Origin of the sequence: Donghicola mangrovi, from assembly GCF_013377535.1 — a bacterium.
Taxonomy (GTDB): Bacteria; Pseudomonadota; Alphaproteobacteria; order Rhodobacterales; family Rhodobacteraceae; genus Donghicola; species Donghicola mangrovi.
The window spans coordinates 111,648-137,477 of record NZ_JABCJE010000008.1; the positions used below are offsets into that span (position 1 = coordinate 111,648).

Annotated in this window: 24 protein-coding genes and 1 pseudogene; 11 read left to right on the top strand and 14 right to left on the bottom strand. The window is 61.1% G+C overall.

Annotated elements, in window-relative coordinates; translation table 11 throughout:
* Positions 1-7: 7 nt before the first annotated feature.
* The 4 genes from HJ536_RS15325 to HJ536_RS20930 all read right to left on the bottom strand — a co-directional run bounded on the left by HJ536_RS15325 (position 8) and on the right by HJ536_RS20930 (position 2,775).
* Positions 8-742: a HupE/UreJ family protein gene (locus tag HJ536_RS15325; RefSeq protein WP_177158376.1), complete on the bottom strand. Its 735-nt coding sequence runs from the start codon at positions 740-742 to the stop codon at positions 8-10.
* 159 nt (positions 743-901) lie between these two features.
* Positions 902-2,023 carry an aldo/keto reductase gene (locus HJ536_RS15330; RefSeq protein WP_177158377.1) on the bottom strand — a complete coding sequence of 374 codons (1,122 nt, stop codon included), beginning with the start codon at positions 2,021-2,023 and terminating at the stop codon, positions 902-904.
* A 57-nt stretch (positions 2,024-2,080) separates the two neighbouring features.
* Positions 2,081-2,485, bottom strand: a complete 405-nt coding sequence (locus HJ536_RS20925) for an aldo/keto reductase (RefSeq protein WP_338082443.1) — start codon at positions 2,483-2,485, stop codon at positions 2,081-2,083.
* On the bottom strand, positions 2,410-2,775 hold the full coding sequence (locus HJ536_RS20930) for an aldo/keto reductase (protein ID WP_228028742.1): 366 nt from the start codon (positions 2,773-2,775) through the stop codon (positions 2,410-2,412). Before HJ536_RS20930 ends, HJ536_RS20925 begins: the two co-directional genes overlap by 76 nt.
* 93 nt (positions 2,776-2,868) lie before the next feature.
* Here HJ536_RS20930 and HJ536_RS15340 point away from each other — a divergent pair, with 93 nt between their 5' ends.
* The gene (locus tag HJ536_RS15340) at positions 2,869-3,756 is read left to right on the top strand and encodes a LysR family transcriptional regulator (protein WP_177158378.1); all 888 of its coding nucleotides are present in this window, start codon (positions 2,869-2,871) and stop codon (positions 3,754-3,756) included.
* A 103-nt stretch (positions 3,757-3,859) separates the two neighbouring features.
* Positions 3,860-4,618, top strand: a complete 759-nt coding sequence (locus HJ536_RS15345) for a metallophosphoesterase family protein (protein ID WP_177158379.1) — start codon at positions 3,860-3,862, stop codon at positions 4,616-4,618.
* Between the two features lie 12 nt (positions 4,619-4,630).
* Here the strand turns inward: HJ536_RS15345 and HJ536_RS15350 are convergent, their stop codons facing one another.
* The 3 genes from HJ536_RS15350 to HJ536_RS15360 are packed head-to-tail and all read right to left on the bottom strand — an operon-like array spanning position 4,631 to position 7,689.
* On the bottom strand, positions 4,631-5,284 hold the full coding sequence (locus tag HJ536_RS15350; RefSeq protein WP_177158380.1) for a LysE family translocator: 654 nt from the start codon (positions 5,282-5,284) through the stop codon (positions 4,631-4,633).
* Between the two features lie 2 nt (positions 5,285-5,286).
* Entirely contained in the window at positions 5,287-6,348 is a 1,062-nt protein-coding gene (locus HJ536_RS15355) for an isopenicillin N synthase family dioxygenase (protein ID WP_176855703.1), read from the bottom strand.
* Between the two features lie 42 nt (positions 6,349-6,390).
* The gene (locus HJ536_RS15360) at positions 6,391-7,689 is read right to left on the bottom strand and encodes a sensor histidine kinase (RefSeq protein WP_177158381.1); all 1,299 of its coding nucleotides are present in this window, start codon (positions 7,687-7,689) and stop codon (positions 6,391-6,393) included.
* 470 nt (positions 7,690-8,159) lie between these two features.
* On the opposite strand from HJ536_RS15360, the gene HJ536_RS15365 reads away from it, so the two are divergent.
* On the top strand, positions 8,160-8,744 hold the full coding sequence (locus HJ536_RS15365; RefSeq protein ID WP_228028743.1) for a hypothetical protein: 585 nt from the start codon (positions 8,160-8,162) through the stop codon (positions 8,742-8,744).
* Between the two features lie 19 nt (positions 8,745-8,763).
* Here the strand turns inward: HJ536_RS15365 and HJ536_RS15370 are convergent, their stop codons facing one another.
* The 3 genes from HJ536_RS15370 to HJ536_RS15380 form a co-directional block, all read right to left on the bottom strand.
* Positions 8,764-10,203, bottom strand: coding sequence for an endonuclease/exonuclease/phosphatase family protein (locus HJ536_RS15370; protein ID WP_177158382.1), 1,440 nt, complete (start codon positions 10,201-10,203; stop codon positions 8,764-8,766).
* A gap of 133 nt (positions 10,204-10,336) precedes the next feature.
* The gene (locus HJ536_RS15375; RefSeq protein WP_177158383.1) at positions 10,337-11,890 is read right to left on the bottom strand and encodes a DHA2 family efflux MFS transporter permease subunit; all 1,554 of its coding nucleotides are present in this window, start codon (positions 11,888-11,890) and stop codon (positions 10,337-10,339) included.
* On the bottom strand, positions 11,887-12,975 hold the full coding sequence (locus HJ536_RS15380) for an HlyD family secretion protein (RefSeq protein WP_177158384.1): 1,089 nt from the start codon (positions 12,973-12,975) through the stop codon (positions 11,887-11,889). The genes HJ536_RS15375 and HJ536_RS15380 overlap by 4 nt, the downstream gene beginning before the upstream one ends.
* A gap of 104 nt (positions 12,976-13,079) precedes the next feature.
* Between HJ536_RS15380 and HJ536_RS15385 the strand changes: the two genes are divergently transcribed.
* Entirely contained in the window at positions 13,080-13,739 is a 660-nt protein-coding gene (locus HJ536_RS15385) for a TetR/AcrR family transcriptional regulator (RefSeq protein WP_177158385.1), read from the top strand.
* A 449-nt stretch (positions 13,740-14,188) separates the two neighbouring features.
* On the opposite strand, the pseudogene HJ536_RS15390 reads toward HJ536_RS15385, so the two are convergent.
* Positions 14,189-15,364 (bottom strand): annotated as a pseudogene (locus HJ536_RS15390) (IS3 family transposase); the annotation flags it as partial.
* Positions 15,365-15,694: 330 nt separating this feature from the next.
* Between HJ536_RS15390 and HJ536_RS15395 the strand changes: the two are divergent.
* Positions 15,695-16,984 carry an O-acetylhomoserine aminocarboxypropyltransferase/cysteine synthase family protein gene (locus HJ536_RS15395; RefSeq protein ID WP_177158386.1) on the top strand — a complete coding sequence of 430 codons (1,290 nt, stop codon included), beginning with the start codon at positions 15,695-15,697 and terminating at the stop codon, positions 16,982-16,984.
* Positions 16,985-17,027: 43 nt separating this feature from the next.
* Here the strand turns inward: HJ536_RS15395 and HJ536_RS15400 are convergent, their stop codons facing one another.
* The gene (locus tag HJ536_RS15400; RefSeq protein WP_177158387.1) at positions 17,028-17,681 is read right to left on the bottom strand and encodes a GntR family transcriptional regulator; all 654 of its coding nucleotides are present in this window, start codon (positions 17,679-17,681) and stop codon (positions 17,028-17,030) included.
* A gap of 151 nt (positions 17,682-17,832) precedes the next feature.
* On the opposite strand from HJ536_RS15400, the gene HJ536_RS15405 reads away from it, so the two are divergent.
* The 6 genes from HJ536_RS15405 (at position 17,833) to HJ536_RS15430 (ending at position 23,701) form a co-directional block, all read left to right on the top strand.
* Positions 17,833-18,816 carry a TRAP transporter substrate-binding protein gene (locus HJ536_RS15405; protein ID WP_176855596.1) on the top strand — a complete coding sequence of 328 codons (984 nt, stop codon included), beginning with the start codon at positions 17,833-17,835 and terminating at the stop codon, positions 18,814-18,816.
* 69 nt (positions 18,817-18,885) lie between these two features.
* Positions 18,886-19,449 carry a TRAP transporter small permease gene (locus HJ536_RS15410; protein WP_177158388.1) on the top strand — a complete coding sequence of 188 codons (564 nt, stop codon included), beginning with the start codon at positions 18,886-18,888 and terminating at the stop codon, positions 19,447-19,449.
* Complete coding sequence (locus HJ536_RS15415) at positions 19,446-20,726, top strand: TRAP transporter large permease (RefSeq protein ID WP_177158389.1); 1,281 nt, start codon at positions 19,446-19,448, stop codon at positions 20,724-20,726. The genes HJ536_RS15410 and HJ536_RS15415 overlap by 4 nt, the downstream gene beginning before the upstream one ends.
* A complete protein-coding gene (locus tag HJ536_RS15420; RefSeq protein WP_177158390.1) occupies positions 20,723-21,739 on the top strand; it encodes a 4-hydroxythreonine-4-phosphate dehydrogenase PdxA in 1,017 nt (338 codons plus the stop codon). Before HJ536_RS15415 ends, HJ536_RS15420 begins: the two co-directional genes overlap by 4 nt.
* 24 nt (positions 21,740-21,763) lie before the next feature.
* Entirely contained in the window at positions 21,764-22,753 is a 990-nt protein-coding gene (gene denD / locus HJ536_RS15425; protein ID WP_177158391.1) for a D-erythronate dehydrogenase, read from the top strand.
* A 3-nt stretch (positions 22,754-22,756) separates the two neighbouring features.
* Positions 22,757-23,701, top strand: coding sequence for a sugar phosphate isomerase/epimerase family protein (locus HJ536_RS15430; RefSeq protein ID WP_177158392.1), 945 nt, complete (start codon positions 22,757-22,759; stop codon positions 23,699-23,701).
* 42 nt (positions 23,702-23,743) lie between these two features.
* On the opposite strand, the gene HJ536_RS15435 is transcribed toward HJ536_RS15430, so the two are convergent.
* Together HJ536_RS15435 and HJ536_RS15440 are read right to left on the bottom strand one after the other, a co-directional pair.
* Positions 23,744-24,460: a response regulator transcription factor gene (locus tag HJ536_RS15435; RefSeq protein WP_177158393.1), complete on the bottom strand. Its 717-nt coding sequence runs from the start codon at positions 24,458-24,460 to the stop codon at positions 23,744-23,746.
* Positions 24,457-25,659 carry a GAF domain-containing sensor histidine kinase gene (locus HJ536_RS15440; RefSeq protein WP_177158394.1) on the bottom strand — a complete coding sequence of 401 codons (1,203 nt, stop codon included), beginning with the start codon at positions 25,657-25,659 and terminating at the stop codon, positions 24,457-24,459. Before HJ536_RS15440 ends, HJ536_RS15435 begins: the two co-directional genes overlap by 4 nt.
* Between the last annotated feature and the right edge of the window lie 171 nt (positions 25,660-25,830).

Consider the following 25,830-nt stretch of genomic DNA (forward strand, 5'->3'; position numbering starts at 1 on the left):
GTCAGGTTCAGGCAACAATCAGACCGGCGATCTGATAGCCCATCAGGGCAAAACCGGCGGTCATCATGGCAACGTTCACGGCATAGGCCTGCCGCGCAAAAGAAGGCGTGGCGCGCCAACGGGTCATCACGATCAGGATCGCGGACAAAGCCATCAGTTGCCCAATCTCGACCCCGACATTGAAGGCCAGAAGGTTCGGCCACAGCCCCTCGGGCGAGATGTTGTAATCACGGATCTTGGACGACAGGCCGAACCCGTGCAGGAAGCCGAACACCAGCGTCGCGATCTTGGTGTTGGGCTGCACTCCGAACCATGTGCGAAAGGCCCCCAGATTATCCAGCGCCTTGTAGACCACAGAAAACCCGATGATCGCGTCGATGATGTAGCTGTTGATCCCGAAGTTGAACCAAACCCCCGCCAGCATCGTGGTAGAATGGCCGATGGCGAAAAGGGTCACGTAAATGGCGATCTCCTTCATCCCGTATAGGAAAAAGATCACCCCGAGCAGGAACAGAATGTGGTCGTAGCCCGTCACCATATGCTTGGCGCCAAGGTAGAGGAACGGGATCAGGTTCACGCCCGTCACCTCTTTGATATAGCCCTTGTCCCCCAGCGTGACCGCGTGGGCCATGGCGCTATCGGCCCAGAAGAGCAGCGAGATGGCCGCCAACACGCAGAACACCCGACTGGCCAGCACAGCCGAGAGGGCATTGGCCGCGGCGGGTTTGGTGGGTGCTCTCATTGATTGACCTTTGTGCGTTGTGGCAGGGGGCTTTGGACCCGCACCTCAATCCCAGTGCATTGCTTTGGCGATATCATCGCGAAATCAGCGCCTTGGAACGAGGTCTACATTGGTCGAATTGCGGCTCTCGGAAGGCCGGTATTCCGCTGCGATCCGTGCCTAACGGCTGGCAGCCTCCACCCCGGACAGGGACGCGACCCAGTCTGGCAGGCGGCTGCCTTTGATCTCGATTGCGCGGACAGCGGTGTTCAGCTCTGCCAGTTCAGCGCTTGTGAAGCGGACATTCGCGGCGCCGATGTTCTCTTCCATGTGGGGCATCTGGGTTGTGCCGGGGATCGGGACGATGAAGGGCGCTTGTGCCAGCAGCCAAGCCAGCGCGATCTGTCCGGGGGTGGCGTCCTTGCGCTGGGCCCATTCGCGCAGGAGCGCGACGAGGGCGAGGTTCGCGGTCAGGTGGGCAAAGCGGCCCTCGACCCCTCGAATGTCCCCTTCGGTAAAGCGGGTGGCGGGGTCAATTGTGCCGGTCAGGAAGCCGACGCCGAGCGGGCTCCACGGGACAAAGCCGATGCCAAGCTCTGCGCAGATGTCGAGCGTGCCGTCTTCGGGGCCGCGCCACAGCATCGAATATTCGCTTTGGACGGCCGCCAGCGGTTGGGCGGCGTGGGCGCGGCGCAGGGTGCCAAGGCCCATTTCGCTAAGACCCCAGTTCAGGACCTTGCCCTCGGCCATCAGGTCGGTGATCACGCCGGCCACGTCTTCAATCGGGACTTCGGGGTCGACGCGGTGCTGGTACAGAAGGTCGATCCGGTCGGTCCGCAGGCGCTGCAGCATCCCCTCGACCGAGGCGCGGATGTGGTCGGGTTTACTGTTCAGACCGGGCAGGAAGGCGCCCGTTTCGGGGTCGATGTTCCAGCCGAACTTGGTTGCGATGACGATCTCGTTGCGGATGCCTTGGGTCGCCTCGCCCAAAATGTGCTCGACCTCGAGCGGACCATAGGCTTCGGCGGCGTCGAACAGGGTCACGCCGCGGTCGTGGGCGGTGCGGATGATGCGGTGCATCTCGGATCGGGTGGGGATGGTCGTCTGGTAGGTGCGCGACATGTTCTGCACGCCAAGGCCAATAGCCGAAACCTCGAGCCCGCCAAGCTTGCGGCGGCTGGTCAGGATCGGGGTCGGCGCGGCGGTTTGGGCACTGCTTGTTGTGGCGATGGTTAATCCGGCAAGGGTCGCTGCGGCAAAGAGGCTTCGGCGCGTGACGCCGTTCTTGGTGTCATCGGTCATGGTCTGTCCAGTTTTCTGAAAGAAGGGGCTGGAACCCATGGCTCCGACAGGGGGAAATCAGGCCTCGGGGATATCGCGCCCGAAGGTTTCAAGTGTGACATCGTCGGGCACGGGGCCGCCGCTCTGGCCGGTTTCCAACCCGTTGATCGCGGTCATCTCAGCCTCGGTCAGGGCAAAGTCGAAGATATCCAAGTTTTCGGCGATGCGCGCAGGTTTCACGGATTTGGGGATGATCCCACGCCGCTCTTGGACGTGCCAGCCCAGCATGATTTGCGCGGCGGATTTCCCGTGGGCCTTGGCGATGCTCAGGATCACCGGATCGTCCAGCGTGCTGCGCCCCGTTCCGCGATAGAAGGTGATGCCGCCAATGGGCGACCACGCTTGGGTCAGGATGCCGTGGGCGGCGTTGATGCCTTGAACGTCGCGCTGCTGGAAATAGGGGTGCACCTCAATCTGCTCCACCCCCAGTTTGCCGCGCTTTTGGCAAAGCTGTGCAGGGTCTCGTCGTAGCCGAAGTCATTGATCCATATCTTGGTTTCGATAAAGACCTGATCGCGCGGCAGGCCCGCGGCCTTGATCGCCTGACCGACCTCTCGCTCGTTGCCATAGACCGCAGCGGTGTCGATCAGCGGGTACCCAAGGCGCAGGGCCTCGGACACGGCGGCTTCGGTTTCTGCGGGGGGTGTCTGAAAAACGCCCAAGCCGAATTGGGGCATAAAGACGCCGTTTTTCAAAGTTACATGCGGGATCATGGTGCATTCCTTTCGTATGAGCGGAATGTAAGGCATGGCCCCTACCTCGATAATCCGGCATAATCCGAATAGGTTTTTGCGTCAGGAGCATAAATGCGATCCGATCTGGTGGCCTTGCAGGCGTTTATCGAGGTGGCGCGGGACAACAGCTTTACCAAGGCGGCGGCGCGACTGGGGCTCGCGCAATCCTCGCTCAGTCGGACGATCCGCGATCTGGAAGAGAGCCTTGGCGTGCGTTTGTTCAGCCGCACAACGCGGAGCGTGTCCCTGACAGATGCGGGCGAACGGCTGCTACGCACCGCGGCCCCCCGTCTGGCCGAGATCGCCGCAGAGATGTCGGCGCTGACCGAAATGCAAAGCAAACCAGCGGGTCTGGTGCGGATCACCTGCTCGGAGATGGCGGCGCGGCTGATCTGGGGCAAGCTGTCCACGGTCATGCACGATTACCCCGATATCACGGTCGAACTTTTTACCGACCACAGCTTTACCGACATCGCCGCCGAGCGGTTCGATGCGGGCGTCCGCTTGGGCGAAAGTCTGGAAAAGGATATGATCGCGGTGCGGATCGGGCCAGATGAGCGGCTGATCCCCGTGGGGGCGCCGTCCTATTTCGCGCAGTATCCGGTGCCGATTGTGCCGCAGGATTTGACTGCCCATCGCTGCATCAACCTGCGCCTCGAAACCCGAGGCGAGATTTACGCGTGGGAGTTCGAAAAGGACGGTCGTCCCTTGCGTATCCGCGTCGAAGGGCCTTGGATTTTCAACAGCGTAGAGCCGACTGTTCAAGCGGCCCTTGCGGGCTACGGGATTGCGTTTGTCCCCGAACATGAGGTGCTGGAGCACTTGCAGAGCGTTGAATTGATCGCGGTGCTCGACGATTGGTGCCAACCCTTTACCGGTTTTCATCTGTACTACCCCAGCCGGCGGCAGAACTCGGCGGCGTTCGAAATTGTGGTGAACGCGCTGCGGCATCGGGGCTGACGGACTGCCCTGCGGTGCCGGTCTGTTGGGCAACAGGCCATATGCGGGTAGTTGCAGCCGGATTTTGATTGCGCAGCGACCGGAGCCGAGCTGACATAAGGTCATGACAGATTTTGACCCCGAGCGTTTCGCCGTTATCGCCGACATCCATAGCAACTCTGACGCGCTAGAGGCGGTGCTGGGGGATATTGCCGATCAAGGGATCGACAGCATCGTAAACCTTGGGGACCACCTGAGTGGACCTATGGCCGCGCGGGAAACTGCAGAGGTTCTGATGGCCTCTGGCATGCGCTGCATCAGGGGCAATCACGACCGCTGGCTGCTGGAGCAAGCGCCCGAAGACATGGGCTCCATCGACCGGGTCGCCTTTGATCAACTAGAGCAGCGCCATCTGGACTGGCTGCGCAGCCTGCCCCCGACCATGCAGCTGACGGACGATATCTTTGCCTGCCACGGCACGCCGACCAGCGACACGACCTATTGGATGGAGGCGGTGTCCCCTCAGCGCGATGTCCTGCCAAAGCCACGCGCCGACGTCGCGGCAGAGGCCACGGGGATCAAAGCGAGCCTTTTGCTGTGCGGGCACACGCACTTGCCGCGCCGGATGGATTTGCCCGACGGCCGGGTCGTTCTGAACCCGGGCAGTGTGGGCTGCCCCGCCTATTTCGACGATACCCCAGTCTATCATCTGGTCCAGACCGGCACCGGCGCCGCGTGCTATGCGGTGGTCCAGAAGGGACGGCACGGTTGGGCGACGGCCTTTCGGCATGTGCCCTATGATCCGCGCCGCATGATCGAGATGGCCAAGGCCGCCGATCATCCCCATTGGGAACCCCGGCTGACCTCGGGCTGGGTCGACTAGCCGCAAAACGCCTCAGAGCAACTGCAAATGCAGGTTTAGGGCGATGGCGATCAGGATCAGACCACCGGCCCACGCCATCCGCTCTCTCATCGCGGTTTGGCGGTTCAGAACCCGCGTCATGGTCCCGCCCATATAGGCAACCACCAGATCCGAGGGGATCGCCGTCAAGGGAACCAGCGCCCCCAGCACCAGCAGCTGGGTCGTCACGCTAGGCATGGCGGCTTGCGCGTCACCGGCAGTAATGAACGGGGGCAGGAACAGGGCAAAGAACAGGATGGTTTTGGGGTTCAGAACCTCGACAATGACGCCTTGCCAGATGATTGCGGCCAGCGACTTGTGGCCGACCTTTTCCACATCCAGCCTGACTTGGGACTCGGCCTTGGCACCGCGGATCATGTCGATCCCAAGCCACACCAGATAGGCCGACCCGACATAGCGCAAAGCCGTCACGATCCAGTCGGAATTCTGGAACACCGCCGCCAGCCCCAATGCCGACGCCACCGCCAGAATGATCCCGCCCAAGCACAGCCCCAAGGCCGACGCCAAGCCCGCCGCGCGGCTTTGGCCGACGGTGCGCGACAGGACATACAGCATCGACGGGCCCGGAGTTGCACTTAGCGCCAGCCCTGCCAGGGCCACAGCAATCATCGCATCCAAACTTGGCATGGTTACGTTGAGCTCCTATTCATTCTTTTTTCAAAGGGGTTTTCAACGCTTTGGCCGCCCTCGGCGCTGCCCCCCTGACCTTGCTTTCTTAAATACGGGAAGTCGCGGATCAGCATCCGTTCCAGATGGTCCCCTGCCCTGAAGGGCTCGTACTGGGACTGTCCGTCCGCACCAAGAAGCTGCGGAAAGGGGCTGATCACTGTGCCATAATTGGCCGCGACGAAATATGGCATCGAAAACCGCTCGGGCATCAGGTTCAGCACCCGATGCGGGGTCGAGCGGAACAACCCGTTGGTCCACGCCTCCATCATATCGCCGATGTTCACGACATAGACGCGGTGATCGACAGGCACGTCGATCCAGCGGTCCTCGGCGGTCATGACCTGAAGGCCGGCGTTGCGCGTATGCAGAAGGGTCAGACACTCGTAATCGGTGTGAGCCCCCATGTTGACCGACTTGGTATCCACCTGATTGTTGCGGCGCACGTAGTGCAGAAGGCGCAGTTGCGAGATCGGTTTGGTCATCTGGCTGGTCATTGATCCCGGCGGCAGCCCTAGGTGCAGTTCCAGAACCGAGCTGATCAGGCGCCCCAGAGCGGAAATCTGTCCGTAATAATTGGCGACAGTCTCTTTGAAGCCGGGCACATCGGGCCAGACATTCGGCCCCAACAGCCGGTTTCCCGCCAAGTAATCCGGATCGTCATGTGGCAGATCGACGCCCATATCAAAGGCCTCGTAGCTGCGGTTCACCTCGTCGGGGTAATCGCCCTTTTCGGTAAAGGGGACATAGCCGCGGTGGTTCGAACTAAGGCCGATGTAATATCGCCGCTTGTACTCGTCCGGCATCGAGAAGAAACGCTCGGCCTCTTGGTAGACCTGCTCGACCAGGCCCAGATCGATCCCGTGCCCGATAAGCCGAAAGAACCCGATCTCGCGCGCGGCCAAGCCGATTTCGTCGGCGATTTGCTGTAGCCTGCGCCGGTCCGCCGTCCTGATCCCGCTGATATCGATCAGCGGCAGGCCTTCGACGGTGCCTGACTGGCCCGCGTTCTGTTTCGCTATCATGGTTGCCACGGGTGACCGCCCTTTTCTTCTTTTAAACCGGGGTCACCACTGCGCCGTGTCGGTCACGGCGGGGAAATAGAGGTCAAAGGTCGAGCCATGCGAAACCTCGCTGTGGACGGTCACGGTGCCGCCCGATTGGCGCATGACCCCCATCACCATCGACAAGCCCAGTCCGGTGCCCTCGCCCACGGTTTTGGTGGTAAAGAAGGGGTCGAAAATCTGAGTCAGATGCTCGGCCGCGATGCCGTTTCCGTGGTCGGTCACGCTCAGCCTGACATAGCGGCCCGGCGTCAGCTCTGCGGGGAAATGTTGCCCTTGGGAAAGGGTATGGAAGATGTTCTGGGTGGTGATGGTCAGGGTGCCATCTTCGGGCATTGCCTCGATCCCGTTCAGGGTTAGGGCCAGCAGCATGTTTTCCAGCGCCGCCGGATCGACCGAAATGGGCCAAAGGTCCCGCGCCAAGTTTTGTTGAACCTGCCGCGACAACAGGCGTTCGCTGTCCTGACAAAAGTCGCTGACCGCCCCGTTCAGGTCCAGCGTTTCCGGCACGAGCCGCGTCCGCTGGGCAAAGGCCAGCATGTCACGGATCAGTTGCGCGCCCCGCTCGGACGCGGATCTGGCATCCTGCAGACTGTCCTGCGCGCCCACGTCGGGCGCATCAAGTTCCAGCAGTTCGATGTTCCCCGCAATAACGGTCAGCAAGTTGTTGAACTCATGGGCAAACCGGCCGGCCAGACGCCCGATGGCGTCCTGCTTGCGAGCCTCGAACAGTTTGGCCTCCAAGGCTTTGCGGTTCTTGGTTTCGCGGGTCAGCTGGGTGTGCGCGATCACCAGATCTTCGTACCGTCGCTGAGAACGCTCGGTCTCGGCCAGCAGTTCCAGCTTGGCGCTGGTCATCGCGGCCACGGTGCTCAGGATTTCAAGCTCTGGCTCGCCAAAGGCGGCAAAATCGGGATGCTCGCTGTCGATCACACCGGCGATCCGGCCCGCGCAAATCAGGGGCACGCAAATCTCGGAGCGGGCGGGTTCGGTGTCGGCAATATAGTCCACACCATTCAGCAGATCGTCCACGATGATGGGCTTGCGGCTTTGGGCCACCTGCCCCGTGATGCCGCGGCCAAAGGGGATGACCAGCGGATTGATGATATTGCGGCCATAGGGGTTCTTTTCGCCCCAAGCGGCAACTTGTGTCAGTTCGGATTGCGCTTCATTGGCCTGATAGATCACGCAGTCCACGAAACCCAGCTTACCCACCACGTTCTGCGCCACGTACCAGAACAGATCCTCGACACAGGGGATCGACATAAGATCGACCGCGAACGTGTTGAGAGTCCGAAGCATTTGCGCTTCGCTGGCACGGTTTCTCTGGCAGAGGCGCGATGGCACAGGCTGGAGCATGACGTGTATTCCCGAAAACTTGTTACTGAAGCCACCATATGGGCAATTTTCGTTTAGGTATATTTCTTTTACGCATTTCACGTCAGGGTTGCTTTGGCGCTTTCGCATAGGGACAAAGACACAATTGCAGCCGATTGCTGTAATCTTTCGGGTGAAGCATCTGAGATCATTGCTCTTTCCTTTGTAGAAATGAGGGCAATGTGATGCTTGGGCCGGAAGTTCTGTCTGATCGGGCCCATTTGCTTTGCGAAGCGTTTTGCATTTTCCCTATTTTTTGGGGGTAAAGGGGTGGCATAGGCGGCCAAAGGTCGGCTCTGGTCCGCCAGCACCTTGCCGACGAACCGGTAGAAGGAAATCACTCGCAGCTTCGGCAAACTGGGGTAGGGTCTTGGCGACAGAGGTTGGGGACAAACATGCAGATCAGAAGCTTTCTCATTGTGGCGATGGTGTTTGGCGCGGCGACAGCCATGGCCCAAACAAGCCACGTCGGGCATACCGAGGGCATGGATCACGCCACGCACTCTGGACATATGGCGGCCACCGAGCCCGCGCTGACAGAGCCCGGTCAGGGCGCGTTCGCCGCGATTGCCGAGGTCGTGAAGGTGCTGGAAGCTGACCCTGAAACCGACTGGGCCCAAGTGGATTTGGCCGCGCTAAGGGCGCATCTGGTCGATATGGATCGCTTGGTAACCGGCACGCAGGTCGAAGAGACTGTTTTGCCCGATGGCATCCGGTCTTTTGCGACGGGGGATGCGGATACCATCGCGGCGCTTCTTCGGATGGTGCCCGCTCATGCCGCCGAACTGGCCAAAGATCCCCGCTGGAGCGTCCGCGCAACGGAACGGGAAGATGGCGTGGAGCTGGAGGTCACGAGCACCGATCCCGCCACAGTAGCGCGGATTCAGGGGTTGGGGTTCTTTGGGCTGATGGCCAGTCAGGACCATCACCGCGCGCACCATCTGATGATCGCGCGCGGCCAGAACGCCCACGCCCATTGAACCAGCATCGCAGACGGCGTTAACCACCCTTCAAGGCGGTTAGGTACGCGTCGGCAAAGTCTGTTTCGATCTCGACCCACATGGGCAGGTGGTCCGAAATCTGATGGGTCCGCCATTCGCGATAGTCGCCGTACTCGCGTTTGACGTCTTTCATCCGGCGGCGGAAGTAGGCCTCGTCCTCGCCCGCCGGATCATCATCGCCTTCGCGGAAAACGTGCTTGAACACGTCGAACACTCCGGCGTCCGAGACCGACAGATGCGTGTGCGGGCTGGTGGCCCCCTGCCCCATCCAGAACGCCATCTGATCGTAATACATGTCGCGTTTGACGTTCGTGCCTGCGGGAATTTCGCGGATCAAAGGCGGCACGACAAAGCCGTTATCCTCCAAGGCGGCCATCGTCCCATGCTCTCGGGACTTGATGTTAAAGTCGCCCAAAACCATGAAATAGCTATCGGAATCCGAGTTCCCCTCGGCGCTCGCCCGTTTGGCCAGCGATCGGGTCAGCGCCCGGATTTCCGCCGTGCGCCGCGCCATCTCGGGCGAGCCTTCGGCGTTTGACCCATAGAAGATGTGTACCGTGCACAGAGCCAGTTTCATCCAGTCCGATTGAAAGTACACGATGAACGGGGTGCGGGCGAACTGCTGCGAGCCAAGCTCGAGCATGTTGGACGGCCAGCGCAGGCGAACGGGCTCGGAAAATTTGCGGGTCTTACCGGACTTCAGATCAAGGCGCTTGTTCGCGATCCTGCCGTTAACCACGTCATAGGAGAACTCGTCCGCCGCCCCTTTGAAGGCCAGTTGGATCCCTTGGGGCAGGACAATCTTGGTGCCGGCGGGCAGATCGACCAAGGCCGCAGGGTCGATGTTGTACCCGCCATCCGCCCTTTTCTCGGACAGGATTTTTGCGGGCTGAGGCAGATCGGTGCCATCGGGAAGTTCGATCTCGATCCCGCCCGGAATGGCCAGATCGACGCTGTCGGGCAGGAACAGGCGGTCCCCGTCGGACAGGGTCACCTCGCCCGCAGTGCCTTGGAACTGGACGCGGGTGGAGTTGAACAGAAACACCATGCGTTCACCATGGGCGCTGGTGCTGGTGTCCGAGTCCGTCATGACCGCTTTCCAAGCAGGGCCAAGGGTGCCGAGAAGCCGGTTGAACGCCTCTAGGTCAGCGCGCACTTCCTGTAGGGCGACCAGATCGAAGGCCGAAATGACCTCGGCGATATAGTAAATGGCTTCGGGCAGTCGGTAACCATAACGCCCGCTGTCAAACTCTCGCAGGTTCCAAGTGGCGATCTGCAGGCGGCGTTTGTCCGGATCGGGCGCACGAGAGGGCAATCCCGGTTGGTTCGCTTGGCGCAAGGCATCCCGAAGGCGGATCAGATCGGTGACGGTGCGGGCTTTCCAGCGCTTGGTCGCCTCGTCATCACCTGCCAGAATTTCCAGACCGGAATAGAGCATCCTGCCCCCCAAATGTCATCGCGAGACCCTCGCATTTCGCCCCTACCGATCGGGAGAGGCCGGGACATTTTGCGGCTGGATTGACCGGATGAGTAGTCCGGAATTTCGCCTTTTGGTTGCGATTGGCGGGCCTTTAGTGCCCGCCGCCTGCTCCGGCGCGGCTGCTTGGTGGGCGCATCGTCAGCGCCAAAAAGGCCAAGGCGGCAAACAGCCCGCCGATCACCAAGAACACATCTACAAAGGACATGACCGCCGCCTGCTGGGTGACGCGGCCCACCATCTGCTTCAGCGCGCCGGTCTGGCCGTCGAACCCGCGCGAGGTGATGTTGGCGGCCAGCATGTCGAGCTGGCTCAACGCTTCGGGGTTCGACCACGACACGGCCTCGCTCAGCCGTGCGGCGTGAAGCGCCTGTCGGTCCGTCAGCATCTGGTTGATCATCGCCAGCCCGACCGCGCCCCCCAAATTTCGGGTCAGGTTATAAAGGCCCGAGGCGTTCTTCATCTTCTGCGGAGGCAGCGTACCCAGCGCCAGATTGTTGATCGGGACCATGCACATCATCAGAGCCACGCCGCGCAGGACTTGGGGCCAAAGCAGTTCATGAAAATCCCAGTCCGCCGTCAGGCCCGTCAGCATCCACGAAGAGATGCCAAAACCCAGAAATCCCGCCAGCAGCATCAGGCGCAAATCCAGCTTTGACGACAGGATACCGGCAATTGGCGCGGTCACGAACATCGCAAGACCCGAGACAAAAACCGTCTCGCCGATCATCAGACTGTCATAGCCTCGGATCTGACCCAGATAGACCGGATAGAGGTAGACCATCCCATAGAGCCCGATCCCCATGGTAAAGCTGAAGACCGAGCCAACGGCAAAGTTCACGTCCCCAAAGGCCGAGAAATCCACCACCGGATTTTTCCGCGTAAACGACCGCCAGAAGGTGGCGATCCCGCCAACCACCATGACGATGAACAGGATCGCGACGGCTTCGTCCTGGAACCAGTCGTTGCCCGGCCCTTCCTCGAGCACGAATTCCATCCCGCCAAGGAAACCCGCAAGCGCCACAAGCCCCAGCCAGTCAAAGGTTTTGAACAGGCTCCAATCCGGCTCGTCGAAATCAACCAGCGTCAGGACGCCGATCGTCACCGCGATGCCCGCGGGGACGTTCACCAAAAACAGCCAGTGCCAGCTCAGGGCGTGGCTCAGGTAACCGCCAACCGTCGGCCCAACCGTCGGCGCCAATGTGGCGACCAGACCGATAATGGGCGAGACAATGTTGCGCTTGTTGGGCGGGAAAATCGTGAAGGCTGCGGCAAAGACCGACGGGATCATGCCGCCACCGATAAAGCCCTGAACCGCGCGCCACAGGATCATCTCGTTGATGGTCGAGGAGGTCGCGCAGAGAAACGAGCTCAGCGTAAAGCCCGCCGCCGAAATGGCGAACAGATAGCGGGTCGACATCATCCGCCCCAAAAGGCCGGACAGCGGGATCATGATGACTTCGGCCACAAGGTACGCGGTCTGAACCCAGCTGATCTCGTCGGACGAGGCGCCAAGCCCCGCCTGAATTTCCGCCAAGGACGCAGACACGATCTGGATGTCCAGAATCGCCATAAACATCCCGAACACCATAAAGATGAAGGCCGCGACCCGGCGCGGCGTCAGCTCCGGCTCGGCGGCGGGGTTCATTTGCCGCTCTCGCCCGCGCCGGTGCGGGTGTCGATATCGACGACCGCCGACAGTCCCGCGCGCAGGCCGGTGATATGCTCGGGCAGAGAGATGCGCACGGGCACGCGCTGCACAATCTTGGTGAAGTTGCCGGTCGCGTTATCCGCCGGCAGCAGCGAGAAGATCGAGCCTGTCGCCGGTGCGATTGAGGTCACGCGCCCCTCAATGACTTCGTCCTCTAGGGCGTCGATCTGAATGCGGACGCTCTGCCCCGGGGTCACCCCGTGCAACTGCGTTTCCTTGAGGTTGGCTTCGACATAGAGCCCCTGATCGGGGATCACCGCCGCAAGGCGTGCACCAACGCTGACAAGGTTGCCAAGTTCGGTCGCGATGTTGGCCACGGTCCCGTCAAAGGGCGCGCGCAGCACGGTGTGGTCTAGGTTCAGCTTTGCCTGACGCACGGCAAGTTCCAGTCCGGCGCGGGTCACTTCGCTCTCGGAACGCTGGGCTTTCAGGACCTCGATCTGGGCCTGCGCACCGCTGATTTCCGCCAGAACGGCAGCGCGATTGGCCTCGGCGGTTTTCATCGTGGCCTCGGCATCATCCAGATCGGCTTGGCTGGTCACCTTGCGATCCACCAGCGCCTGAACGCGTTTCAGGGTGATGCGGGCGGCATTCACCGTGGCATCGGCGGCGGCCAATTCGGCCTCGGTCTGGGTTAACGTGGCGCGGGCGGCCTCGATCTGTGCATCGATGCGGGCCAGTGTCCGTTCCAGCGTCGGGAGGGCCGTTTCTGCCTGCTCCAGCGCGATCCGGTAGTCGCCATCATCAAGGCGGACCAGCACATCGCCCTTGGACACATGTTGGTTGGCCACAACCGGCACTTCGGACACGTAACCCTGTAGCTTAGACGCGACAATCGACAGGTCCGCTTGGACATAGGCGTCGTCGGTCGAGATCAGGAAACGCCCTTCGGTCCACCAAGCGTTCCCCTTCCAAGCGCCCGCGGCAATCGCGATCAGAAGAACGGTGCCAAGCACGAACTTCTTGCGGCTGCCTTTGGCGGCAGTTTCAGCAGGGAATTGATCGGCGGTGGCGGTGGACATGGGGCTCTCCAGTTATCGAACCGAGTGGTTCGATTGCAAATAGAGCAGCGCCGGGTGTAAATCAAGACTTTATCGAACCGGTCGGTTCGATCTATGGTGCAGCCATGACCGAGATTGACCAAGACACCCTTAGCACCGCCTCCGCCGCCCGCCGTCATGCGGCTGGCGAAAACCCCGAAAAGCGCCGCCAAATTCTGGACGGCGCCTATGAGGTCTTTTTCGAAAAGGGGTTCGACGCGGCCTCAATGAACGGCATATGCAAGGCGGCAGGCGTGTCCAAAGGCACGCTCTACGTCTATTTCCAGAACAAAGAAGACCTGTTTGTCGGGTTGGTCGAGGATCGGCTGACCGAATTCCACATTGGCCTGATGGCAGAACTGGCGGCTGAATCGACGGTGTCGGGACGTCTGATGACCTATTCGCGAAACCTGATCCAGAAGATGGTCTCGCCCGAGGTGATCCAGCTGCACCGGATCGTCATCGCCATGGTCGAGCGCATGCCCGAAATGGGCGATCGTTTCTACAAGGTCGGCGCCGCCTATTTCCTGAGCCAGCTCACCGAATTCCTGCGCCGTGAGGCACAGGCCGGCACGTTGGTGATCAAAGATTTCGAAGTCGCCGCGCAGCAATTTGTCGACTTGTCGATGGCGACCCCTTGGCGAGAGCGCCTGTTCGGGCGGCGTCAGACCGCGCCCGATGCGGAAGAGATCGACCTGCTGGCGCGGCGTGCGATTGGGGCGTTTCTCACCATTTACGGTGTGTGAACTGTGCTCTTGTAAGTAAGCTTCGATTTCCATTCAGAATTGTCCACCCGGTTTGGAAATTGTGTGTTCAAAATGTCTTATCATTTCTGGCTGACGGGTGCGCAGATGACGTGTTTGGAGCCATTTTCCATCATTCCCGGAGGTAAGCCGCGTGTCGGTTGTAAGCGGATGTTGAATGAAGTGGAGTATTCTATTTAATTTTCTAAAGTGGTTTTTTGCCTTTGTTTCTGAGAGCGGCGGTAGAAAAGCCGTAATGCCCCAGCGTATTCTGCTCAATTTAAGCCGCTAATCTGAAAGCCTTGGCTAGCGCGCGCATTGCAAGGGCCTGATGAGGGAGGTGGTTATTGTAAAAACCGATGGTAATCCTCCCGAAAAATAGTGGTGTTCAGAAGTAGAATTTTTCCGACACTTTGACCTAGGAGACTGAATGGCCCCGCGTTTTTTGGACGCCCTTGTTGTTCATTTTTTTGCTGCCGTTCGTACTCGATTGGCGACAGCATGCCGTTATGCGCGTGCTTGCGTTTCGGGTTGTAGAACATTTCGATGTAGTCGAACACGTCCTGCCTTGCTTCTACACGCGCTCGGTATGTTTGCCGTCTGATCCGTTCGCGCTTGAGCAGGTTGAAGAAGCTCTTGGCAACGGCGTTATCGTGGCAATTGCCTCTTCGGCTCATCGAATGCTCCAGTTTGTGTGCGCGTAGGAACGCAGCCCAATCCATGCTGGTGAATTGGCTGCCCTGATCCTAATGAATCAGGACCTTGTCGCAGGGTTTCCGGCGCCAGTTCGCCATCTGGAGCGCCTGCAGAACCACACCGGTCGTCTGCCTGCTTTGCATCGACCATCCGACGACCCGCCGAGAATAGAGGTCGATGACGACAGCCAGATAGGCGAAGCCTTCTTGGGTCCGGACATAGGTAACATCGGTGACCTGTTACCCGGTAGGCGATTGCCTGCAATCGCCGTAAGGGCAAGCCTTGTCCGCCGCGGCAACGTCAAACTGGCGGTCCAGTGTGTTGTCCACGATGATTGAGGGCTTGCCTCCATACTTGCCGGGGCGGCAGATTGTAGCCAATCTGCGCTGTGATCCCGGCCAGTCGGGTCAGACGGGACACACGGTTCAGGCAGACACGCTCACCTTGATTGAGCAGGTCATCGTGCAGCTTGCGATGACCGTAGACCTTGCCGCTTTCAACCCATGCTTCTTGCAGCATCGTAGTCTGGCGTTGGTCTTCGATAGCTCGACGACTGAGCGGCGCCTTCAGCCACGCATAGAAGCCGCTCGGCTGTATCCTCAGACAATGGTACATCGCCCGAACCGAAAAAAGTCCGCGATGCTCGGCAACGAACGCATATCTCACTTTGCATCCCTGGCGAAATACGCGGTCACCTTTTTTAAGATATCCCGCTCCTCCGTCACACGCAGCAACTCGCGCTTCAGCCGACGGATCTCGGCGTCCTTGTCGCTGTCGCCTGACGCCGATTTCGCAAACTTGCGCTTCCACGCATAGAGCGAATGCGCGCTCACACCCAACCGCTCCGAAACTTCCTTCACCGGATAGCCCCGTTCGGTGATTTGCGCGACCGCATCGCGCTTGAAATCGTCTGTGAAATTCCCTGTGCCCATCATGGCCTCCTTGCCTCAAAGTTAGCTAAGAAGGCGTCCACAATACTTGGCGCTATTCAGTTCTACCGCTGAGCCCTATTAAAAATGGGGGATTACCCCAATGCAAATGCTACGAAAACTGATTTCATAATACCCTCGGAATTGTCGGGTCCACGAATGGCACATTAAATCCTAGTAATAAACTCAGGAGTGGCGTGCAGGGCTTCACAAGTCCTTGAGCATCCGTGACCGTATCGGCAGCGCGAAATCTGACCCGGTTACACGCAGGACCATTGCGGGATCGTGGTGGGGTGATCTAGGCTCCCCTCGAAAAGAGGAGGAGCTTTTGAAATGACCGAAGAATCCAAGGGACTTTTTACCCTGGCCGTCCACGCCGGATACGAGCCCGACCCCGCCACCGGCGCGCGTCAGGTGCCGATTTACCAGACCACTTCCTATGTCTTCCGTGATACCGAACACGCCGCGCGTTTGTTCAACCTCGAAGAAGTCGGCTACATCTACTCGCGCCTGACCAACCCCACGGTGAACGCGCTGGCGGGCCGCGTGGCCGCGCTCGAGGGTGGCGTGGGTGCGGTGTGCTGCTCTTCGGGACATGCGGCGCAGATCATGGCGCTGTTCCCGCTGATGGGGCCGGGGTGCAACGTGGTGTCGTCCTCGCGCCTATATGGCGGGACGATCACCCAGTTCAGCCAGACCATCAAACGCTTTGGCTGGTCGGCGAAATTCGTGGACACCGATGATCTGGACGCGGTCAAGGCGGCGATCGACGAAAACACCCGCGCCATCTTTTGCGAAACCATCGCAAACCCCGGCGGCTATGTCACCGATCTGGACGCGCTGGCCAAGATCGCGGACGAAGCTGGCCTGCCCCTGATCGTCGACAACACCACCGCGACCCCCTTCCTGTGCCGCCCCATCGAGCACGGCGCGACGCTGGTGGTCCATTCGGCGACCAAATACATGACCGGCAACGGCACTGTGACCGGCGGCGTCGTGGTGGACTCGGGCAAGTTTGACTGGTCCGCGTCGGACAAATTCCCCTCTCTGTCCGCTCCGGAACCGGCCTATCACGGGCTGAACTTCCACGGGGCGCTGGGGCCGATGGCGTTTACCTTCCACTCGATTGCTGTGGGTCTGCGCGATCTGGGGATGACCATGAACCCCCAAGGCGCGCACTATACCCTCATGGGGATTGAGACCCTTGGCCTTCGGATGGAGCGTCACGTCCAGAACGCCAAAGCCGTGGCCGAGTGGCTGGAAAATGACCCCCGAGTCGAAGGCGTGACCTATGCGGGCCTTCCCAGCTCGCCCTCTTATGAGCGCGCGCAGCGGATCGTGCCGAATGGCGCGGGCGCGCTGTTCACTGTGGCGGTGAAGGGTGGCTATGATGCCTGCGTGAAACTAGTGGATAGCCTGAAGCTGTTCAGCCACGTGGCCAACCTTGGGGATACGCGCAGCCTGATCATCCATCCGGCCTCGACCACCCACCGCCAGCTGGAAGAAGCCCAACAGGTCAAAGCGGGCGCTGCCCCCAACGTGGTGCGCATCTCCATCGGGATCGAGGATGTCAAAGACATCATCGCCGATCTGGATCAGGGTTTGGCCGCCGCAACGGCCTAAGAACACAAGGGGCGGGACCTGCAATGGTCCTGCCCTCTTCGGGTTACAGGCTGTCCTTCACCCGCTCCCATGTGTTGCGGATGTGGGTGGCCATCGCCTGACCCAAGCGCGGACCATCGCGGTCCTTGAGCGCGGCGACCATCGCCTCGTGATCGGCCACGGCGCCGGCCCAATATTCCGGCTTTTCGTTCCCGATATAGCGGATGCGCTTCAGGCGCGCCTGTAGGTTGGCCTGCATGTCCTGAAGGGGCTCGTTCTTGGACAGGCCGGTCAGGCGCGAGTGGAATTCCTGGTTCATCTTGTAATAGGGCATGCGGTCGCGTTCGCGGTACCGCTCCATCATCTGGTTGTGCAGATCGACCAGCGCGGCGATTTCCTCATCGCTGGCGCGGGCGCAGGCCAATTCGCCCGCCAACTGCTCCAGATGCCCCAGAACCTCGAGCATCGAGAATACATCTTCGGGCGTTAGCTTGCGGACGGTCGCCCCGCGCGAGGGGCGCACGATCACCAACCCTTCGGCCGCCAAAGTGCGCAGCGCCTCGCGGAACGGGGTGCGCGAGACGCCGAGTTTCTTGATCAGGTCAGCCTCGTCGATTCGAGATCCCGGTTTCAGAAGCCCTTCGATGATCAGGTCACGAACGCGGCTCACCACTTGGTCGTGAAGCGAGCGGTTTTCGATTTCCAGTGACGTGTCCATGCCTAATCCGTTGTCTTTTATTGCTTTTATTCCGCAATTCGCGGTTTTCAGCAGTTTACCAATAAATTCATTGTCCGTCGATATCTTATACTTGTATACAAAATACATGACGAGGAGGGAGTTCTGGACCTCGTCACAGGAGGAGAAAACAATGAAACACACCCGTACCGGGATCACCGTGGGCCTTCTGGCCTGCACGGTGGCGTTTGCGGCCGTGCCCGCGATGGCCGAAACCTATGTCGTGGCCGTGGGTGCCGCGTCGAACAGCCTGCAAGGGCGCAGCGCCGCCAAATTCGCCGAAGACCTACAAGCCGAGCTTGGCGATGCCCATACCGTGGAATTTTACGCGGACGGTCAGCTTGGCGATGAAAAGGAACTGCTGCAAAAGCTGCGTCTGGGAACCGTCCAGTTTTCGCTGATCTCGTCGATCATGACCAACGTGGCCCCCGAATTCGCGCTGTTTGATATGCCGTTTCTGGTGCAGGACCGCGCGCACCTGAAGGCGATTGATGCCGAAATCGTCCAGCCCGATCTGGCCCCCAAAGCCGAGGCTGCGGGTCTGAAGGTGCTGTCCACTTGGGAAAACGGCTTCCGCCAGATCACCAACAACACACGCCCCATCAACGTCCCCGCTGACCTGAGCGGCCTGAAGATCCGCACCCCCTCGTCCGAGTGGCGCGTTGCGATGTTCAAGGAATGGGGCGCGAACCCGACCCCGATGTCGTTCTCCGAGGTCTTTGTGGCCCTGCAAACCGGCACCATGGACGGACAGGAAAACCCGCTGACCAACATCACTGGGGCGAACTTCCAAGAGGTACAGAAATACCTCAGCCTGACCGGCCACGTCTATTCGCCGACCTATCTGACCGCGGGAATGGGATCGTGGTCCAAGCTGCCCGAGGATGTGCAGGCCGCCGTGACCAAGGTTGCCGCCACCGTTCAGGATTGGTCGCTGGCCGAGGGCGAAACCGCCGATAACGAGCTGGTCGACAAGGTCAAAGCCGCCGGTATGGAAGTGAACATCGCCGACAAGGCCGCCTTTATCGAGGCCTCGGCCCCGATCTATGCCGCCTTTGCCGCGCAGGTTCCGGGCGGCGATGCGCTGGTCTCGCGCGCTCAGGCGCTGGCCAAGTAAAGCCCCCCACGGATGGGACCGGCCGGCGCGTGTCGGCCGGTGCGATCCGGGCAAAGGAGGGCCTGGGTTTTGGTAGCACGGTTTGAAAAACTGCTGTTGTGGCTGATCGAGACGATCTGCCTGATTTTACTGATCACACTGGCCGTATCGGTGATCTATTCGACCACCATGCGGTATCTGGGGGCGTCGCCGTCCTGGTACGATGAAATCGCCAGTGTGCTCTTGGCGTGGCTGACCTATTTCGGCGCGACCTATGCGCTGTTCATGCGTCACCACATGAGCTTTGGCGGTTTGGTGATGGCCCTGCCCCGCCCTGCGGCGATCGGCTTTGCGCTGTTGTCCGAGGTGCTGGTGATCGGGTTCTTCGCCGTGGTCGCGTGGTACGGGAACGCCATTCTGGCGGTGGCCAAGTGGGATTCTCTGCTGTCGATCCGCTGGATGACGCTGGACATCGTGCAATCGGTCATTCCGATCACCGCCGTCCTGATGATCATCGGGACCCTGCTGACCATGCCCCGCGCCCTGCGCAATGCGGCCAGTGGCATCGACACCGACCACGCCGAAATCGAACAAGCCATCGCCGAAGCCGAGCGTGAGAACGCGGATGCGGCCCGAAAAGGCGGACTGAAATGATCCTACTTCTGACAAGCGTTGTGCTGATCGGGCTGATCCTGATCAACGTGCCTATTGCTGTGGCGATCGGGATTGTGGCCCTTGGGGGGCTGGTCCTGACACCGGGGGGCGCGACCCTGTATGATATGGCGATTGCGCTGTATTCCGGCGCGACCTCGTTCCCGCTGATCGCCATTCCGCTGTTCATTCTGGCGGGAAACCTGATGAACACCTCGGGGATTTCGGTCCGGCTGATCAACTTTGTGTCGTCCTTGATCGGGTTCGTGCGGGGCGGTCTGGGAATGGTCAACATCGGTGTTTCGATGGTCTTTGCCGAGATTTCGGGCTCTGCCGTGGCCGATGTGGCCGCCACCGGCACCGTCCTGATCCCCGAGATGAAGCGCCGCGGCTATTCCCGCACTTTGGCGGCGGCGATCACGTCGTCCTCGGCGTCCTTGGCGATCATCATCCCGCCGTCGATCCCCATGATCCTTTATGGCGCGATTGCCGAGGTGTCTGTGCTCAAGCTGTTCGTCGCGGGCATCGTGCCGGGCGTCATGGGCGGCGGTCTGTTGATGGCGGTCACCTATTATCTGGCGATCCGCTATGACCTGCCCCGCGCCGAAGGGTTCGACCTGTGCCATGTCTGGCGCAGCTTCAAAGAGGCGTTCTGGGCCCTGACCATGCCTGTGATCATCCTTGGTGGCATCTTTTCCGGCATCGTCACCGCGACCGAAGGCGCCGGACTGGCCGTGCTGGCCGCGCTGGTGATCGGCATCTTTATCTACCGTGATCTGGACGTCAGCCGCCTGCGCAAAGTCATGCTGGAGGGGATCAGCCAGACCGGCGTTGTCATGCTGCTGGTCGCAACCTCGGCCGCGCTGGGGCTGTTCCTGACCCAAGCCCAAGTGCCCCAACAGCTGGCCCAACAGATCACCGAGGTCACGACCAACCCGCTGATCGTGCTGGCCCTTTTGAACCTGCTGCTCTTGGTGCTGGGGATGTTCCTGCACGGGGCTGCGGCGATCATTCTGGTGGTGCCCGTGGTCATGCCGCTGGTCACCGCTGTGGGCATCGACCCGATCCATTTCGGCATCATGGTCACGCTGAACCTTGCCATTGGTCAGCAGACGCCGCCCGTGGCGTCGGTCCTGATCACGTCCTGCTCGATCGCCAAGTCGGGCATCTGGGAAACCTCTCGCGCCAACCTGCCGTTCATCGGCGTTCTCGCCTTCATCCTGCTTCTGGTGACCTACGTCCCGCAGGTGTCGCTCGCTTTGACTGGGTATCTTCAATGACACACCAAAAACCACGTATCGCTATCATCCCCGGGGACCCTTCGGGGATCGGGCCGGAACTGATCGCCAAACTTCTGAACGAACCCGGCGTAACCGAGGCTGCCGACATCGTTTTGGTCGGGGACCAGCACGTCTGGAACCAAGGCGCACGGCAGGCGGACCTGCCTGTACCGCTGAACGAAATCGCGGAAACCGACCTGCCCACCCAATCGGGCCTGTCGTGGCTGCCCATCGACACCCTGCCCGCCGAAGACGTCCGCATCGCCCAAGTCACCGTCGCGGGCGGCACCTGTTCCCTGCGCTGTCTGGACAAGGCCTTGGATCTGGCGAGTGCTGGACTGGTGGACGGTGTGCTCTTTGGCCCCTTTAACAAGGCCGCCCTGACCGCCGCCGGCCTGAATGCCGAGGATGAGCACCGCTATATGGCGCGCTATCTGGGGTTCACCGGATATCACAGCGAAATCAACGTTCTGGACGATCTGATGACCACCCGTGTCACCAGCCATATCGGGCTGAAAGACGTGGCCGAGCGCATCACCCCCGACGCCGTGAACAAGGCCATCAAGCTGGCCGCCGCCACCCTGCACCGCGCAGGCAAAGAGCGTCCCCATATCGCCGTCGCCGCCCTGAACCCCCATGCAGGGGACAACGGCAAATTCGGCCGCGAAGAGATCGACATTCTGGAACCGGTTGTCAAAGCCGCGCAGGAAAAGCAGATACATGTGACGGGGCCTTGGCCCTCTGACACGGTGTTCCTCAAGGCCAAACGCGGCGAGGTTGATGCCGTGGTGACTATGTACCACGACCAAGGCCAGATCGCGATCAAGCTGATGGGTTTCGAGCGTGGCGTGACCGTGGCGGGGGGTCTGCCGATCCCCGTGGCGACCCCTGCGCACGGCACGGCCTTCGACATTGCGGGGCAAAACGTGGCGAACGTGGGCGCGACCCTTCAGGCGTTCCATCTGCTGGTGCGGATGGCGGCCAACCATCGGGCCACCCGCGCCAGCGCCTGACGACATTCAACAAGGAATAAGTTCATGAAAGTATTGGTAATCGGTGCCGCAGGCATGATCGGGCGCAAACTGCTGGATCAGGTCGCTAAGTCGCCGGATATCCTTGGCGCCCCTGTGCAGGCGCTGACTTTGGTCGATGTGATCGAACCCACCGCGCCGACCGCGCTAGCGGGCATCGCAACCTGTCAGGCTGTGGACCTGTCCACCGCTGGCGCGGCCGAGGCGCTGATCGCTGACCGGCCCGACCTGATCTTCAACTTCGCCGCCGTCGTGTCGGGCGAGGCCGAAGCAGATTTCGACAAAGGCTACCGCGTGAACCTTGACGGGGGCCGCGCTCTGCTAGAGGCCATCCGCGCCGAAGGTCTGAATGCCCCCTACCGCCCGCGCCTGATTTTCGCGTCCTCGGTCGCGGTGTTCGGCGCGCCCTTCCCCGAGAAAATCGGCGACGAATTCTTTACCACCCCGCTCACCAGCTATGGCACGCAAAAGGCCATTATCGAGCTGCTGATCGCAGACTATTCCCGCCGCGGCATTCTGGATGGCCTCAGCATCCGCCTGCCCACGATCTGCGTGCGCCCCGGCAAGCCGAACGCGGCAGCGTCGGGCTTTTTCTCGAACATCATCCGCGAGCCTTTGGTGGGTCTGCCCGCCGTGCTGCCCGTCGATGACAGCGTGCGTCACTGGTTCGCCAGCCCCCGCGCCGCGGTTGGCTTTTTCACCCACGCGGCTACGCTGGATCTGGAACAGGTCGGCCCCCGCCGCAGCCTGATGATGCCGGGTCTGTCGGCCACCGTTGATGAACAAATCGCGGCCCTAGAAGAGGTCGCAGGCCCCGAGGCCGTCGCCCTGATCCGCCGCGAGCCCGATCCCGTGATCCAAGGCATCGTGGCCGGTTGGCCCTGCGACTTTGACCCCAAGCGCGCCGTCGAACTGGGCTTTACCGCCGAGACGAATTTTGCCGATATCATCCGCATTCATGTGGAAGACGAATTGAACGGCAAAATCGGGGGCTGACCTATGAAGCAAACACTTTTCACCCGCAACAACTGGCCGATTGCGGCGGCGATGATCAACTATCCCGGCGTTCTGCCCGATGGCACCCGTGTCTTTGACCAGACCGCCGAACAGTGGGCCGAAACACTGGAAGACGTGGTTGATGCCGGTTTCACGGAACTCGACCCCACGGATTCATGGCTGCGCATTGCCGACCTGAGCGAAGAGCGCCTGCAGGAATTCATGGACGTGGTTCATGCCAAAGGGCTGACGATCCCCGCGATCTCGACATCTCGGAACAACCTGATCTGCCCCGAAAACGGCGAGGCCAATCTGGCCTACGCCCACCGCGTGATTGACACCGCCGCCAAGATCGGCGCGACCTCGGTGTGTTTCGGGTTCTTCGGGCCCCTGTCGGACGCGCAGAAACAGGCCCTGTGGTTCTGGACCGTGCCCAACCCGCCCGTCTCCGAAGACCCAGAGGAATGGGCGCTGGCCGTCGCCCGCGCGCAGGAACTGGGGGACCACGCCGCCGAACTGGGGATCGAAGTCGCGTTGGAGATGTACGAGGATAGCTTCCTTGGCACCGCTGATAGTTCAGTGAAATTCGTGCAAGAGGTTAACCGCCCCAACGTCGGCATCTGCGCGGATATCGGCAATCTGGTGCGCCTGCACCGTCCGGTCGAACACTGGGCCACCATGATCGACAAGATCGCGCCCTATGCCAAATACTGGCACGTGAAAAACTACGCCCGCACCGAGGACGCCGTGACTGGCGCCATCGTCACCGCCCCCACGGCGCTGGAATTCGGGATCATCAACTACCGCGCCGCGATCCGCAAAGCGATGGAATACGGGTTCAACAGCCCCTTCCTGTGCGAGCATTACGGCGGCGACGGCCTGAGCGTGGCGGCCACTAACATGCGCTACCTGCGCCGCATCCTGCCGCGCGAACGCAAGCAGGGTTAATACCGCAGCCCCCGCCGGATCACTTCTGGCGGGGGTTTTGCGTTACCGGCGCGTGGCCTGCCAGCGTTCAAACTCCCGCTCTGCGGTTTCCAGCGTCTCGATGTTCAGGGTGCGGGTCACCAGCGCACGGTTCACCGCGCGGACCCGTTTGTTGATGGGCGTATCCTCGTCCACCACATCCTCGACCCCCAGCTTTTCATAGAGCGACAGCAGGCGGTTCTGCACCGTCCGCAAGGACATCCCCCGCCGCTCTGCGATCAGTCGATCCTGAAGGCCGATGCTCAGGTCCAAAAGCACTGCGAATTCGCTGTCATCCAATGTGTTGCGCGGGGAGGCGGTGCGCCGCTGCAGCCTGTGGATTTCGCGGTCCACCATGATCTGGCCTTCGACCAGAACTGCCCGCAAAGCCAGCTTCAGCCGGTCCCGAGGGGCGGTTTTCAGCAAATACCCATAGGCGCTATCCTCGGGGACGATGGCGCTGATCCCGCGCAAGTAGGCCTCGTCGGCATAGTTCGACCAGAACAGGATGCGGGTGTCGGCCCGCTCTTGCCACAGGGTCTGCGCGGCCTCGATCCCGTTGCGCTGGGACATGCGCAGGTCCATCACCACCGCGTCGATCGACATGGCGCGGGCCTCTCGTTCAGCCTCCAAGCCATTGACCGCGTGGAATATCTGGGTGACCTCGGGCAACGTTTCGACCAGCACATCCTCCATGTAAGAGGCGTGGAACTGGTCATCCTCGACAAGCAGGACTTTCATCGGGCCTCCTTTGGCGTTGGCTGGCGCGAGGGCACGCGCAGGGACACGCGGACGGTTGTGCCGTGATCGGGAAGGATATCCAGATGCGCCGAGATCAGCCGCGCACGGGTCCGCATATGCATCAGCCCCGATTGACGCGCAGGGGTGGCGGGGATGCCGCAACCGTCATCGCGCACCGTCACGGTCAGGGTGGTAGAGTTCGGCTGGTCGATCGTCACGCTGATCCGGCTGGCCTCGGCATGGCGGGTGGCGTTGTTGATCGCCTCTTGGGTGATGTGGAACAGGGCGCTGCGGACGGTGGTGTCCAGCGTGTCGGGCAGCCCTTGGGTCAGGTCATGAACCTCCAGCGTGGTGCCTTCGTCATGGCAGGCGCGCTCCAGATGGACGCGCACGGCGTGGGTGAACCCGAACAGGTCCAAGAGCGTCGGCACCGCCATGTCGATGATCCGCCGAAGGCCCGTGATGGTTTCGCGCAAGTGGTCGGCCAAGGCATCGCGGGGCAGCGGGGTTTCGGCGGTGACCTCGCGCAGCAGGCGGGACAGATCGGCCAAAGTCTGGTCGTGCAGGTCCATGCCGATGCGCTGACGTTCGTGCTCCATCGCTTGGGTCAGTTCCAAGGCCCCACGCCGGAGCCCTTCGTCACTGCCCGAGGCCAAGGTCCGCCCGCTGCGCTGCGCCTGCTCGGACTTGTGCAGGATGTGGAACCACGGGGCCAGCACATGGGCGATCTCTTGGGCGCGGCTGACCGAGTTCATGTCATAAAACCCCGCGCGGGTGTCGGACAGGTTTAACGTGCCGATCAGTCGCCCTTTGACACGCAGGGGCACGTGAACGCGGCTGCGCAAATTGTGGTTCAGGATCGGCTCGCAGGTGGCCCCCGCATAGGTAAAGCGTGCGTCCACCGTGGCGTCATCGGTCAGCATATAGGCGCACTGCCCATAGAGCAGATCGCGGATCGGCGCGTGGTCGATCCGCCCCGAGGCCCGCGACCAGCGCGTGCGAATGCCGACCTCGTGGCTGACGACCCACCCCGGTCGGTCCAGCAGGCAGATGTCGCAATGCACAAACGGGATCAGCGCCGCGATGTCGCCCTCAATGGTGGCGAGCGCACTGCGGATGTCCGTTTGCGCCGCCAAACGCGCGGCGATACGGGCCAGAACCGCGTCGGCCTGACCCTCTTGCGGGTGTTGCAAGGTCATGGTGTCTCCCCCCACGCGCGCCAGTCTCCCTCTGGCATTGCGCGGTTTCGCAACTGTGCGCCGATGCGCGTTAAAAGGGAACACCCAAACCCGCAATGCAATTGCGGGTTCCCGCATCAGGTCTGCGGACGGTAGCCTTTACAACCATCGGGTGCGGCCTCACGATCCACC

Excerpts from the sequence above, each read along its gene's own strand:
- HJ536_RS15325 (WP_177158376.1), bottom strand. The coding sequence starts at position 742 with ATGAGAGCACCCACCAAACCCGCCGCGGCCAATGCCCTCTCGGCTGTG.
- HJ536_RS15330 (WP_177158377.1), bottom strand. The coding sequence starts at position 2,023 with ATGACCGATGACACCAAGAACGGCGTCACGCGCCGAAGCCTCTTTGCC.
- HJ536_RS20930 (WP_228028742.1), bottom strand. The coding sequence starts at position 2,775 with ATGATCCCGCATGTAACTTTGAAAAACGGCGTCTTTATGCCCCAATTC.
- HJ536_RS15340 (WP_177158378.1), top strand. The coding sequence starts at position 2,869 with ATGCGATCCGATCTGGTGGCCTTGCAGGCGTTTATCGAGGTGGCGCGG.
- HJ536_RS15345 (WP_177158379.1), top strand. The coding sequence starts at position 3,860 with ATGACAGATTTTGACCCCGAGCGTTTCGCCGTTATCGCCGACATCCAT.
- HJ536_RS15350 (WP_177158380.1), bottom strand. The coding sequence starts at position 5,284 with ATGCCAAGTTTGGATGCGATGATTGCTGTGGCCCTGGCAGGGCTGGCG.
- HJ536_RS15355 (WP_176855703.1), bottom strand. The coding sequence starts at position 6,348 with ATGATAGCGAAACAGAACGCGGGCCAGTCAGGCACCGTCGAAGGCCTG.
- HJ536_RS15360 (WP_177158381.1), bottom strand. The coding sequence starts at position 7,689 with ATGCTTCGGACTCTCAACACGTTCGCGGTCGATCTTATGTCGATCCCC.
- HJ536_RS15365 (WP_228028743.1), top strand. The coding sequence starts at position 8,160 with ATGCAGATCAGAAGCTTTCTCATTGTGGCGATGGTGTTTGGCGCGGCG.
- HJ536_RS15370 (WP_177158382.1), bottom strand. The coding sequence starts at position 10,203 with ATGCTCTATTCCGGTCTGGAAATTCTGGCAGGTGATGACGAGGCGACC.
- HJ536_RS15375 (WP_177158383.1), bottom strand. The coding sequence starts at position 11,890 with ATGAACCCCGCCGCCGAGCCGGAGCTGACGCCGCGCCGGGTCGCGGCC.
- HJ536_RS15380 (WP_177158384.1), bottom strand. The coding sequence starts at position 12,975 with ATGTCCACCGCCACCGCCGATCAATTCCCTGCTGAAACTGCCGCCAAA.
- HJ536_RS15385 (WP_177158385.1), top strand. The coding sequence starts at position 13,080 with ATGACCGAGATTGACCAAGACACCCTTAGCACCGCCTCCGCCGCCCGC.
- HJ536_RS15395 (WP_177158386.1), top strand. The coding sequence starts at position 15,695 with ATGACCGAAGAATCCAAGGGACTTTTTACCCTGGCCGTCCACGCCGGA.
- HJ536_RS15400 (WP_177158387.1), bottom strand. The coding sequence starts at position 17,681 with ATGGACACGTCACTGGAAATCGAAAACCGCTCGCTTCACGACCAAGTG.
- HJ536_RS15405 (WP_176855596.1), top strand. The coding sequence starts at position 17,833 with ATGAAACACACCCGTACCGGGATCACCGTGGGCCTTCTGGCCTGCACG.
- HJ536_RS15415 (WP_177158389.1), top strand. The coding sequence starts at position 19,446 with ATGATCCTACTTCTGACAAGCGTTGTGCTGATCGGGCTGATCCTGATC.
- HJ536_RS15420 (WP_177158390.1), top strand. The coding sequence starts at position 20,723 with ATGACACACCAAAAACCACGTATCGCTATCATCCCCGGGGACCCTTCG.
- denD (WP_177158391.1), top strand. The coding sequence starts at position 21,764 with ATGAAAGTATTGGTAATCGGTGCCGCAGGCATGATCGGGCGCAAACTG.
- HJ536_RS15430 (WP_177158392.1), top strand. The coding sequence starts at position 22,757 with ATGAAGCAAACACTTTTCACCCGCAACAACTGGCCGATTGCGGCGGCG.
- HJ536_RS15435 (WP_177158393.1), bottom strand. The coding sequence starts at position 24,460 with ATGAAAGTCCTGCTTGTCGAGGATGACCAGTTCCACGCCTCTTACATG.
- HJ536_RS15440 (WP_177158394.1), bottom strand. The coding sequence starts at position 25,659 with ATGACCTTGCAACACCCGCAAGAGGGTCAGGCCGACGCGGTTCTGGCC.